The sequence below is a fragment of the Frateuria sp. genome, assembly GCF_035944355.1.
GTDB lineage: Bacteria > Pseudomonadota > Gammaproteobacteria > Xanthomonadales > Rhodanobacteraceae > Frateuria_A.
In genome coordinates this window covers 254,589-266,854 of record NZ_DASZBH010000004.1, presented here as the reverse complement: position 1 = coordinate 266,854, position 12,266 = coordinate 254,589, and the positions used below count along the sequence as shown (strand labels likewise).

Annotated in this window: 9 protein-coding genes; 4 read left to right on the top strand and 5 right to left on the bottom strand. The window is 69.4% G+C overall.

Features of this window, described 5'->3' with window-relative positions; genetic code table 11:
• A complete protein-coding gene (locus VGU03_RS02310) occupies window positions 1-1,776 on the top strand; it encodes an acyl-CoA dehydrogenase C-terminal domain-containing protein (RefSeq protein ID WP_327478286.1) in 1,776 nt (591 codons plus the stop codon).
• A gap of 88 nt (window positions 1,777-1,864) precedes the next feature.
• Here the strand turns inward: VGU03_RS02310 and pgeF are convergent, their stop codons facing one another.
• A complete protein-coding gene (pgeF, locus tag VGU03_RS02305; RefSeq protein ID WP_327478284.1) occupies window positions 1,865-2,608 on the bottom strand; it encodes a peptidoglycan editing factor PgeF in 744 nt (247 codons plus the stop codon).
• Between the two features lie 100 nt (window positions 2,609-2,708).
• Window positions 2,709-3,677: a 23S rRNA pseudouridine(1911/1915/1917) synthase RluD gene (gene rluD / locus VGU03_RS02300; protein WP_327478282.1), complete on the bottom strand. Its 969-nt coding sequence runs from the start codon at window positions 3,675-3,677 to the stop codon at window positions 2,709-2,711.
• A 69-nt stretch (window positions 3,678-3,746) separates the two neighbouring features.
• Here rluD and VGU03_RS02295 point away from each other — a divergent pair, with 69 nt between their 5' ends.
• Window positions 3,747-4,574 (top strand): outer membrane protein assembly factor BamD, encoded by an 828-nt coding sequence (locus tag VGU03_RS02295; protein ID WP_327478280.1) that lies wholly within the window; start codon window positions 3,747-3,749, stop codon window positions 4,572-4,574.
• An 88-nt stretch (window positions 4,575-4,662) separates the two neighbouring features.
• Here the strand turns inward: VGU03_RS02295 and VGU03_RS02290 are convergent, their stop codons facing one another.
• The 3 genes from VGU03_RS02290 to sucC all read right to left on the bottom strand — a co-directional run bounded on the left by VGU03_RS02290 (window position 4,663) and on the right by sucC (window position 8,643).
• Window positions 4,663-6,285, bottom strand: coding sequence for an NAD+ synthase (locus tag VGU03_RS02290; RefSeq protein ID WP_327478278.1), 1,623 nt, complete (start codon window positions 6,283-6,285; stop codon window positions 4,663-4,665).
• Window positions 6,286-6,596: 311 nt separating this feature from the next.
• Window positions 6,597-7,469, bottom strand: a complete 873-nt coding sequence (gene sucD, locus VGU03_RS02285; RefSeq protein ID WP_327478276.1) for a succinate--CoA ligase subunit alpha — start codon at window positions 7,467-7,469, stop codon at window positions 6,597-6,599.
• Window positions 7,470-7,482: 13 nt separating this feature from the next.
• Window positions 7,483-8,643 (bottom strand): ADP-forming succinate--CoA ligase subunit beta, encoded by a 1,161-nt coding sequence (sucC, locus tag VGU03_RS02280; protein WP_327478275.1) that lies wholly within the window; start codon window positions 8,641-8,643, stop codon window positions 7,483-7,485.
• 294 nt (window positions 8,644-8,937) lie between these two features.
• Between sucC and VGU03_RS02275 the strand changes: the two genes are divergently transcribed.
• Together VGU03_RS02275 and VGU03_RS02270 are read left to right on the top strand one after the other, a co-directional pair.
• Entirely contained in the window at window positions 8,938-10,566 is a 1,629-nt protein-coding gene (locus VGU03_RS02275; RefSeq protein WP_327478496.1) for a sensor histidine kinase, read from the top strand.
• A gap of 204 nt (window positions 10,567-10,770) precedes the next feature.
• Window positions 10,771-12,198: a sigma-54 dependent transcriptional regulator gene (locus VGU03_RS02270; protein WP_327478273.1), complete on the top strand. Its 1,428-nt coding sequence runs from the start codon at window positions 10,771-10,773 to the stop codon at window positions 12,196-12,198.
• Window positions 12,199-12,266: the final 68 nt, after the last annotated feature.

The following is a 12,266-nucleotide window of genomic DNA, read 5'->3' as shown; positions in this document are numbered from 1 at the left end:
ATGACGATCTACAAGGCCCCGCTCGACGACCTGCGCTTCGTGCTGCACGACCTGCTGGGCGCCGAGCCCACGCTGACCGCGCTCGAGGGCGGCGAGGGCCACACCCGCGACCTGCTCGACGCCGTGCTGGAGGAGGCCGCGCGCTTCAACGAGCAGGTGCTCGCGCCGCTCAACGGGCCGGCCGACGCCGAGGGTTGCCTCTTCGACAAGGCCACCGCCACGGTGACCACGCCCAAGGGCTTCAAGGAGGCGTACCGCACCTACGTCGAGGGCGGCTGGGCCGGCCTCACCATGCCCGAAGCCATGGGCGGCCAGGCGCTGCCGGAACTGATCGGCGTGGCGGTGAAGGAGATGCTGGACTCGGCCAACCTGGCCTGGGGCAACTACCCGCTGCTCAGCCAGGGCGCGGCGCACGCGCTGCAGCTGCACGGTGACGACTGGCAGAAGGACGTGTTCCTCAAGCCCATGGTCGAGGGCCGCTGGTGCGGCAGCATGTGCCTGACCGAACCGCAGGCCGGCTCCGACCTGGGCTTGCTCAAGACCCGCGCCGAGCCCGTCGGCGACGGCAGCTACAAGGTCACCGGCACCAAGATCTTCATCACCGCCGGCGAGCACGACCTCAGCGAAAACATCGTGCACCTGGTGCTGGCCCGTCTGCCGGACGCGCCGGCCGGCAGCCGCGGCATCTCGCTGTTCGTGGTGCCCAAGTTCAAGGTGGCGCGCGACGGCTCGATGGGCGAGCGCAATGCGGTCGCGGCCGGCGCCATCGAGCACAAGATGGGCATCCACGCCTCGCCCACCTGCGTGATGAACTTCGACGGCGCCGAGGGCTGGCTCGTCGGCCAGCCGCACAAGGGCCTGTTCGGCATGTTCACCATGATGAACGCGGCGCGCCTGGCGGTCGGCGTGCAAGGCGTGGGTCTGGCCGAACGCGCCCTGCAGAACAGCCTCAACTACGCGCGCGAGCGCCTGCAGGGCCGCGCGCTGAGCGGCCCGGTCTTCCCGGACAAGCCGGCCGATCCGCTGGTGGTGCACCCGGACGTGCGTCGCATGCTGCTCACCCAGCGCGCCATCGTCGAGGGTGGCCGCGCGCTGATGCTCTACGCCGCGCTGCAGCTGGACGTCGAGGAACGCGCCGCCGACGAGGCCGCGCGCGCCAGGGCCGGCGAGCTGGTGGCGTTCCTGATCCCGATCGTCAAGGGCGTGCTCACCGAGCTGGCGCAGGAGAGCGTCAAGGAGGCCGTGCAGATCTACGGCGGCCACGGCTACATCACCGAGAACGGCGTCGAGCAGTTCGTGCGCGACGCCCGCATCATCACGCTGTACGAGGGCACCACGGGCATCCAGGCGATGGATCTGCTGGGCCGCAAGATCATGCAGCTCAAGGGCGCCGGCTTCCGCCACTTCCTGGAAGAGATCGGCGGTTTCTGCCAGCAGCATGCGGGTGAGACCGCCTTGGCCGAGTTCCTCGCGCCGCTGGGCAGGGCCGCCAAGGACTGGCAGGCGCTGACGGTTGCCCTGGCCGAGCGTGCGCAGGCCCATCCCGAAGAGCTGGGCGCGGCCGCGGTGGACTACCTCTATTACTCCGGCTACGTGGCGCTGGCCTACGTATGGGCGCGCAGCGTGGCGGCGGCCGAGCGCAGCCCGCAATCGGCCGCGTTCAAGCAGGCCAAGCGCGACACCGCGCGGTTCTACTTCGCGCGGCTGTTGCCGCGCTGCGCTGCGCATCGCGCGGCCATCGAGGCAGGCGCGGCCAGCATCCCGGCGCTGGTCTAGCTACAGCGGATCGAGCCCTCCCGCGCGCGGGAGGGCCGTGGGTTTCGCCGAACGAAGGCGCCGCATGCTTGCGCGGCACGACGGCATTTCAGTCCCGCCAGACCAGACTGGCGAAGCGGCCGCTGTGGGCGCCATCGCGCCGGTAGGAATAGAACCGCGTGTCGGCGAGCGTGTCGAAGCCGCCGCCGTGGACGCGCGCCACGCCGGCAGCGGCGAGCCGGCGGCGGGCCAAGCCGGCAAGGTCGCAGTGCCAGTGTCCGGGACGCGTCGCGGTGAAGCAGTCGGCCGCGCCCGCGTCACGGTCGACGAAGCCGGCACGCACCTCGTCCCCCACCTCGTAGGACGCCGCGCCGATACAGGGCCCCAGCCAGGCGAGCAGCCGTGCGGGCGGCGTCGCCATCGCCGCGACCGTCGCTTCGAGCACGCCGGCGGCCAGGCCGCGCCATCCCGCATGCGCGGCGCCGATGCGCGCACCGTCCTCGCTGCAGAACAGCACCGGCAGGCAGTCGGCGGTGAGGATCGCCAGCACCGTGCCGGGCAGGTGCGCGACGGCCGCGTCCGCCTGCGGTTCGTCGGTACTGGCCAACGGTCCCAGCTCCGCCACGGTGGTGCCGTGCACCTGGCGCAGCCAGCGCGGCGCGGACGGCAGATCGAGCGCGTGGCGCAGGGCGTCGCGGTTGTTCGAAACCGCTTCGGCGGAATCGCCGCTGCGCAGCCCCAGGTTGAAGCGCGCGAAGGGACCGGCCGAGACGCCGGGGCCGTGGCGCGTGGTCACCGCGGCATGGACGCCTCGCGGAGCGGGCCAGTCGGGGAGGATCCAGGGTTCGGTCATGGGGATGGCCGTGTCGGGGAACCAAAAGCATAGCGCGCCCTTGCTCCCTCTCCACCGGCCCCGCCGGGAGAGAGGAAGGAGGCCCGCGATAGGGAGATCGCTAAGGCTCGCGGTGCTCTGCGGCGTCGGCGCGCAAGACGGCGATAAGCGCCTCCATGTCCGCCGGCCGCTTCGCCTCGAATGCCATGGCCTCGCCCGTCACCGGATGCTCGAACGCGAGACGTTCGGCGTGCAGCGCCTGGCGGCGGAAGCCGCGCAGCGCCGCCACCAGTTCCGGCGTCGCCCCCTTGGGCAGGCGCAGGCTGCCGCCGTAGAGCGGATCGCCCACCAGCGGATGGTGGATATGCGCCAGGTGCACGCGGATCTGGTGCGTACGGCCGGTTTCCAGGTTGCACTGGATCAGGCTGTGCGCGCGGAAGCGCTCGCGCAGGCGGTAATGGGTGATGGCGTGCTTGCCGTCCTCTTCGTCGCGCACGGCCTGGCGCAGGCGATCGCCCAGGTGCCGGCCGATCGGCGCGTCCACGGTGCCGCCGGCGACCAGCGTGCCCTGCACCACCGCTTCGTACTGCCGCTCGACGGCGTGCCGCGAGAGCATCTCCACCAGCGCCGTATGGGCGGCCAGGCTCCTGGCCACCACCATCAGGCCCGAGGTGTCCTTGTCCAGCCGGTGCACGATGCCCGCGCGCGGCAGCTGGGCGAGCGCGGGGTCGTGGTGGAGCAGCGCGTTGAGCAGGGTCCCGCTGGGATTGCCCGCGCCCGGATGCACCACCAGGCCCGCCGGCTTGTCCAGCACCAGCAGGTGCGCGTCCTCGTGCACGACGGCCAGCGCGATCGCCTCCGGCGCGCTTTCCACCTCGCTGGCCAGTTCGGCCTCCAGCCGCACCTGCTCGCCGCCCCGCAGCAGCTGGCGCGGCGGCGCGACGGCGCCGTCCAGCGTCACCGCGCCGGCCTTGATCCAGCCGGTCAGGCGCGAGCGCGAGTAGTCCGGGAACATCTCGGCCAGCGCCTGGTCGAAACGCCGACCTGCCGCCGACAGGGGCACCTGCGCCTCGTGCCGGATGACGGTCATGCCGGCCCCCGCGGGGAGCGGGCGGTTTGGGCTATCATCCGTTCGATCACATACATAAAAACTTCCCACATGCGCGTAATCCTGAAATTGCCCTTCGTGCTCGTCCTGGGCCTGTCGCTGGGCGCCTGCTCGATCTTCGGCCACAAGCGCGATTCCATCGACACGATGCCGGTGGAGAAGCTCTACGCCAAGGCACACGACGACCTGATGAACGGCGACTACGCCGCGTCGACCAAGGACTACCAGCGCCTGATCGCGCGTTTTCCGTCGGGTGACTACAACGAACAGGCGCAGCTGGAACTGGCCTACTCGCAGTACAAGGACAACCAGCCGGACGACGCGTCCTCGACGATCAACCGCTTCATCAAGACCTATCCGACCCAGAAGCACGTCGATTATGCCTATTACCTGCGCGGGCTGATCAATTTCGACCGCACCAGCGGCGTGATCGAGCGCTACATCTCCCGCGAAGGCTCGCAGGCGCGCCGCGATCAGGCCTACAACCTGCAGGCGTTCGACGACTTCTCCGAGCTGGCCCGCCGCTTCCCCGACAGCGCCTACACCGCCGATGCGCGCCAGCGCATGATCTACCTGCGCAACGTGCTGGCGCAGTACGAGATCAACGTGGCCAAGTTCTACCTGCGCAACCAGGCCTACGTCGCTTCGGCCGATCGCGCGCAGTACGTGATCGAGCATTACCAGCAGGCGCCGCAGACCGGCGATGCGCTGGCCATCCTCACCCGCAGCTACCTGGCGCTGGGGCAGAAGCCGCAGGCCGAGAACGTGCGCAAGGTGCTGGCGCTCAACTACCCGGATCATCCCTATCTGACCGACCCGAAGTGGCCGCACGCCCCCTCGATCCTGCGCAAGATGGTGCCGTTCTCCGGCCACCACTGACCGCGCGGGCAGTCCCGAAAATTCCGGAAGCCGTCGAGCGATCGACGGCTTTTTTTTCGCCCGCCCGGCGCGCCGGCCGGGACGCAGGTCAGCGCCAGCCCGAAGTGATCGGGTAGCGCCGCTCGCGCCCGAACGCCCGGCTGGTGACGCGTGGCCCGGGCGCCGACTGGCGGCGCTTGAACTCGTTCACCAGCACCAGCCGCACCACGCGGTGCACGGTATCGGCGGGGAAGCCGGCGGCGATGATCTCCGCCTGCGACTGCTCGTCCTCGATGAAGCGCTGCAGGATGGCGTCGAGCTCGTCGTAGGGCGGCAGCGAGTCCTGGTCGGTCTGGTCGGCGCGCAGCTCGGCCGAAGGCGGACGCTCGATCACCGCCGGGGGGATCGTTTCGGCGCCGTCCTGCTGTCCATTGCGCCAGCGCGCCAGCCGGTAAACGGCCGTCTTGTACACGTCCTTGAGCGGCGCGTATGCCCCGCACATGTCGCCGTAAAGGGTGGCGTAGCCCACGGCCATCTCGCTCTTGTTGCCGGTGGAGAGCAGCAGCCGGCCGCGCTTGTTGGACAGCGCCATCAGCATCACGCCGCGGGTGCGCGATTGCAGGTTCTCCTCGGTCACGTCGGGGCCCCGGTCGCCGAAGGCCGGCGCCAGCGCGGCGAGGAAACTCCGGTAGGTCGGCTCGATGTCGATGACGTGGTAGTCCACGCCCAGGCGCTCGGCCTGCTCGCGCGCGCCGTCCAGCGAGAGCTGCGAGGTGTAGCGCGTGGGCAGCATCACTGCGGTGACGCGCCCGGCACCCAGCGCATCGACCGCCAGCGCCAGTGTAAGCGCCGAGTCGATGCCGCCGGAAAGGCCCAGCAGCACGCCGGGGAAGCCGTTCTTCTCCACGTAGTCGCGGGTGCCGCGCACCAGGGCTGCGTAGAGCGTCGCTTCCGGACCGGCATCGCCCAGCGCGGGCCAGCCCTCCGCGGACAACGTGCGCGTGGCCGGATCGAAGCTCGCCCACAGCAGCGCGTCGACGAAGGCCGGGGCGCGCGCAGCGATGCTGCCGTCGCCGTTGACCAGCAGCGAGGCGCCGTCATAGACCACGTCGTCCTGCCCGCCGACCAGGTTGAGATAGACGATGGCGCAACCGGTCTCTTTCGCGCGCGCCGCCAGCAGCGCCTCGCGGGTGGCCTGCTTGGCGTCGTCCCAGGGCGAGGCGTTGATGACCACGATCAGTTCGGCGCCGGCGGCCGCCGCCTTCGCGGCGGGCTCGGGCTCCCAGATGTCCTCGCAGACCAGGTAACCCACGCGCACGCCGGCGACCATGCCGGTGGCGCTGGCGTGGCCGGGGCGGAAGTAGCGCTTGTCGTCGAACACGCCGTAATTGGGCAGCGCCTGCTTGTGCGCGATGCATTCGATGCGGCCCTCGCGCAGCAGCGCGGCGGCGTTGTAGACCTCGCCCTCGCTGTGCGGAAAGCCGACCAGCGCGGCGATGCCGTCGGTTTCCGCGGCGAGCGTGGCGATGGCATCGCTGCAGGCCCGCAGGAAGCTGGGGCGCACCAGCAGGTCCTCGGGCGGATAGCCGCTCACCGCCAGCTCGGGAAAGGCCACCAGGTCGGCGCCCCCGGCGTGCGCCTGGCCCATCAGCTCGCGGATCTTGTTCGTATTGGCGACCACGGCGCCGACCGGAAAGTCGAATTGGGCCAGGGCGAGGCGAAGCTTGGTCATTTGAGCGCGCGGTGGTGGGAGATGCACATGATAACGAGCTGGAGGGAGCGACGAACGTAAGCGGTCGAGGCACGCCCCCCCATCCGCTCTTCAGGCAGCTCCGGCTTCGAGAGCCATCGGGAACTCTCCTCCACGGGAGAAAGCTTCGACTTGCGGGTGCAGGAGCGCCTGCCCAACGGCGCAACCTTCCCGCGGAGGGCGAACGTCGTGGATGACGCGAGCAAGGCCGACGGAGCCGATCTCGCGGGGAACCCGCAAAAACAAAAGGCCACGCGAATGCGTGGCCTTTTGAGGAACGCGACGGGCGCGTCTTACTTCATCAGCTTCGCCAGCGTCTTGCCCAGGTCGGCCGGCGACTTCACCGTCGTCACGCCGGCCTTCTCCAGCGCCGCGAACTTGGCCGCCGCCGTGCCCTTGCCGCCGGAGATGATCGCGCCGGCGTGGCCCATGCGCTTGCCCGCGGGCGCCGAGGCGCCGGCGATGAAGGACACCACCGGCTTGGTCACGTACTCGCCGATGAACTCGGCCGCGTCTTCCTCGGCGCTGCCGCCGATCTCGCCGACCATGATGATGCCCTCGGTCTGCGGATCGTCCTGGAACAGCTTCAGGCAGTCGATGAAGTTCAGGCCGTTGATCGGGTCGCCGCCGATGCCGATGCAGGTGGACTGGCCCAGGCCCTCGTTGGTGGTCTGGAACACGGCCTCATAGGTCAGCGTGCCGGAGCGCGACACGATGCCGACCTTGCCCGGCTTGTGGATGTGGCCCGGCATGATGCCGATCTTGCACTCGCCCGGGGTGATGATGCCGGGGCAGTTCGGGCCGATCAGCACGGTCTCCGGATGCTGCGCCAGCACGTTCTTCACGCGCAGCATGTCCAGCACCGGGATGCCTTCGGTGATGGCCACGATCACGCGGATGCCCGCGTCGATCGCTTCCATGATCGAGTCGGCCGCGAACGGCGGCGGCACGAAGATCACCGAGGCGTCGGCGCCGGTCTCGGCGACCGCTTCGTCCATCGAATTGAAGACCGGCAGGCCGATGTGCTCGGAACCGCCCTTGCCGGGGGTCACGCCGCCGACGATCCTGGTGCCGTAGTCGATCGCCTGCTCGGCGTGGAAGGTGCCCTGCTGGCCGGTGAAGCCCTGCACCAGCACCTTGGTGTTCTTGTTGACCAGAACGCTCATGCTTGTTCGCTCCTCACTTCGCGGCGGCCACGGCTTTCTGCGCCGCGTCGTTGAGATCGTCGGCCGGCGTGATCGCCAGGCCGGAGTTGGCCAAGAGTTCGCGGCCCTTCTCCACGTTGGTGCCCTGCAGGCGCACCACCACGGGGATCTTCAGGCCCACTTCCTTCACCGCGGCGATGATGCCCTCGGCGATCAGGTCGCAGCGCACGATGCCGCCGAAGATGTTGACCAGGATGGCCTTCACCTTGTCGGAGGAAAGGATCAGCTTGAACGCCTCGGTCACGCGCTCCTTGGTGGCGCCGCCGCCGACGTCGAGGAAGTTGGCCGGCTCACCGCCCGCCAGCTTGATCACGTCCATGGTGGCCATGGCCAGGCCGGCGCCGTTGACCATGCAACCGATGGTGCCGTCCATCGTCACGTAGTTGAGGTTGTGCTGCACGGCGGCGGCCTCGGCCGCGTCTTCCTGGCTCAGGTCGCGCATGGCGACCAGTTCCGGATGACGGAAGTCCGCGTTGTCGTCGGAATTGACCTTGCCGTCGAGCGCGGCCAGGTTGCCGTCCTCGAGGATCGCCAGCGGGTTGAGCTCCACCAGCGACAGGTCCTTCTCGTTGAACAGCTTGTACAGGCCCAGCATGATCTTGGTCAGCTGGTTGACCTGCTTGGCATTGAGATCCATCGCGAAGCCGAGGTTGCGGCACTGGTAGGGCTGCAAGCCTTCCACGAAGTCGACCACGATCGTGTGGATGTCCTCGGGCGTATCGCGGGCGACCTGCTCGATGTCCACGCCGCCGTGCTTGGAAGCGATGAAGGAGATCGCCTTGGAATCGCGGTCGACCAGCACCGAGAGATAGAGCTCCTTGGCGATGTTGGTGGCATCGGTCACCAGCACCAGGTTGACCGGCAGCGCGCGGCCGGCGGACTGGTAGGTCGCCATGTTCGTGCCCAGCATGCCCTTGGCGGCATTGCGCACCTCGTCCAGGCTCTTGCAGAACTTCACGCCGCCGGCCTTGCCGCGGCCGCCAGCATGGATCTGCGCCTTGACCATCCACTGCGAGCCGCCCAGCGCCTTGGCGGCGTCGACGGCGGCGTCGGGGGAGTTGGCTACCTTGCCCGGCGGCACGGCGATGCCGTACTGCGCGAACAGCTCTTTGGCCTGGTACTCGTGGAAATTCATTCCTATACCTCGAGCGAACGAAAGGAAACGTATCGGCCGCACGCGACTTGCGAGGGGCGTGGGCGCGGGAGGAGTCGGACGGCGGGTTCACGACGCGCTGCCGGCATGCAGTGCGCGCCGCCTGGATTCAACCGGGCTGGAATCACGCAATACGGCCGCGCATTTTCGCCCAAAGGCGGCGTTGATGGAAAGTGCCGCTCCCGGCCGGGTCATGCGACACACCGCTGGCAGCCCACGCCGGGCTGTCTATACTCCGGCGAACCCCGCGTCGGTGCCGTCAACGTGCCCTCTACGATACCCACGACCGATCCGCCGGCCTTCCAGCCCGCCCGCCCCCCCGCGGTCGCCATCCGCCACGAGCTGTTCTTCCTCAACTATTTCCGCCTGGCGCAGGCGCTGGTCTATGCCGGCCTGGCGATCAGCTCGCCGCGGCTGACCTGGCCCACCATCGACCAGCCCTCGCTGTCCTACGTGGTGATCGGCGTCTACCTGCTGTTCGCGGTGGGCATGCTGATGCAGACCCGCAACGCGATGGCCAACGCGCGGCTGGTGGTGTCCGGGGCGCTGGTGGTGGACATCCTGGTGGCGGTGCTGGCCGCCTGGCTGATCCACGAAGCGCGCATCGGCATCGCCATGATGCTGGCGGTGAACCTGTGCACCGGCGCGCTGGTGCTGCCGCTGCGGCTGTCCAGCTTCTTCGCCGCGCTGGCCACGCTGGGCATGCTCGGCCACACGCTGATCGCCAGGGCGCCCGGCGACGGCGACCTGCTCGAGTCGGGCCTGCTCGGTCTGGCCTACTTCGCCAGCACCACGCTGTGCCACGTGCTCGGGCGCCAGTTGCGCGCCACCGAGGCGCTGGCCGAGCAGCGCAGCCTGGACCTGGCCAACCTCTCCCAGGTCAACGAGCTGATCATCCGGCGCATGAAGACCGGCGTGCTGCTGGTGGACGACGCCAACCGCATCCACCAGTTGAACGAATCGGCCTGGATGCTGCTGGGCAACCCGCCGGCCGACCAGCGCGACCTGGGCAAGCTGGCGCCGGAGCTCTCGCGCCGGCTCTACCACTGGATGACCTCGGGCAAGCTGGACGAAACCGCCACACAACTGGCCGATGGCGTCCCTGAAGTGGTGCCGCGCTTCACGCGCCTGGCGCCCAACGACGACTCGCACGTGCTGATCTTCCTGGACGACACCTCGCTGCTGTCGCGCCGCGCCGAGGAACTGACCCTGAGCTCGCTGGGCCGTTTGTCCGCCTCGATCGCGCACGAGATCAGGAACCCGCTGGCGGCGATCCGCTATTCGGCGCAGTTGCTGGCCGAGTCGCGCGAGCTCAACCCGAGCGACGCGCGCATGGTGGAGATCATCAACAACCACTGCGTGCGGCTCAACGAGATCATCGAGAACATCCTGCAGCTCTCCCGTCGCGAGCGCTCGCGACCGGAGACGCTGGACCTGGGCCGCTGGGCCAACGGCTTCGTGGAGGAGTACAAGCAGGGCAACGACATCGGCGAGGACTCGCTGCGGGTGATCACCGGCAACGCAGCGGTGGCGGCGGTGGCCGATCCGCAGCAACTGCAGCAGGTGGTGTGGAACCTAGTGCAGAACGCGCTGCGCTACGGCCGCATGCCGGGCGAGCCGGCGCGGGTGATGGTGGTGGTGCGCCAGGGCGAGCATGGCGTGCCGATCATGGAAGTGATCGACCGCGGCCCGGGCATCGCGCCCAAGGTCGCCGCGCAGATCTTCGAGCCGTTCTACACCACGCACGAGTACGGCACGGGCCTGGGCCTGTACCTGGCGCGGCAGATGAGCGAGGCGAACCAGGCCTCGCTGGAGTACGTGCGCGTGGCCGGTGGCGGCAGTTGCTTCCGGCTGGTGCTCACGCCACCGGCGCGGCTGCCGGGGGATGGGGGCGAAGCGGGCTGACGCCTTGCGCCCTCCGCCGTCCGGGAAAGGGCGGTGCCGGGGCTTGCGGCGAGCCTTCGCGCGCGGACCGCACAAGGCCTTCCCGCGTGCCCCGTGGAAGCTGCCGCGTGAAGCGAGCCATCACGCGGTTCCTCGCCTCCGGTCGACGCACAGAGCGGCCAAACTGCTATACCCTTTCGCCGTTACCGCCTGACGAAGAGAACCATGTCCGCACAGACCGTCCTGGTCATCGACGACGAACGCGACATCCGCGAGCTGCTGACCATCACGCTCGGCCGGATGGACCTCAAGGTGGAGGCTGTGGGCACCGTGGCGGAGGCGCGCCGCGCGCTGGGCGAGCGCAGCTATGACCTGTGCTTCACCGACATGCGCCTGCCCGACGGCACCGGCCACGAGGTGATCGAGCTGATCGCCGCCACGCACCCGGACACGCCGGTTGCGATGATCACCGCCTACGGCAATGTCGACGCCGCGGTGAACGCGCTCAAGGCCGGCGCGTTCGACTTCGTCTCCAAGCCGGTGGACATCCACATGCTGCGCCGGCTCGTGCGCACCGCGCTGCAATTGGCCGAGGAACGCAAGAGCGGCGGTGGCGCCTCGGTGGCGACCGGCGCGGCCGGCCGGCTGGTCGGCGACTCGCCGGCGATGCAGCAGGTGCGCGCCACCATCGGCAAGCTCGCGCGCAACCAGGCGCCGGTGTACATCGCCGGCGAATCGGGCGTGGGCAAGGAACTGGTGGCGCGGCTTATCCACGAGCAGGGCCCGCGCGCGAGCGGGCCGTTCGTGCCGGTCAACTGCGGCGCGATTCCCTCCGAGCTGATGGAGAGTGAGTTCTTCGGCCACAAGAAAGGCAGCTTCACCGGCGCCAGCTCCGACAAGGAGGGCCTGTTCCAGGCCGCGCACGGCGGCACGCTGTTCCTGGACGAAGTGGCGGAGCTGCCCCTGCACATGCAGGTCAAGCTCCTGCGCGCGATCCAGGAGAAGGCGGTGCGCCCGATCGGCGCGCGCGAGGAGGTGCCGGTGGACGTGCGCATCCTGTCGGCCACGCACAAGGACCTGGGCCGGCTGGTCGAGCAGGGCCAGTTCCGCCAGGACCTGTTCTACCGCATCAACGTGATCGAGCTGCGCGTGCCGCCGCTGCGCGAGCGGCGCGGGGACGTGCCGCAACTGGCCGCCTTCATCCTGCGCTCGCTTGCCGCCAAGAGTGGCGGCACGCCTGGCCGGCTGAAGCCGGACGCGCAGCAGGCGCTGGAGGAATACGACTTCCCCGGCAACGTGCGCGAGCTGGAGAACATCCTCGAGCGCGCCATGGCGATGTGCGAGGGCGACACCATCGACGCCTCCGACCTGATGCTGCCGCAACGCCCGCTGCGCCAGGCCGATCCGGTCAACGCCGCGCACGCGGCCATGCACGCGCCGCAGCCGGGCGCGCCGGTCGCCTCCCAGCCGACGGTGCCGCATGCCGGCCCGGGCAGCGGTGTGCCGCTGGACGACTACATCAGCAACCTCGAGCGCACCGCGATCATCAAGGCGCTGGAAGAATCCCGCTACAACAAGACCGCGGCGGCGAAGAAGCTCGGCATCACCTTCCGGGCGCTGCGCTACAAGCTGAAGAAGCTCGGGATCGACTGAGCCGGAAGGCCGCGCTCCGGGCGCCCTCCGCCTCGGCACGTCCCGTAACCGGGGACGGTTCACTCGCG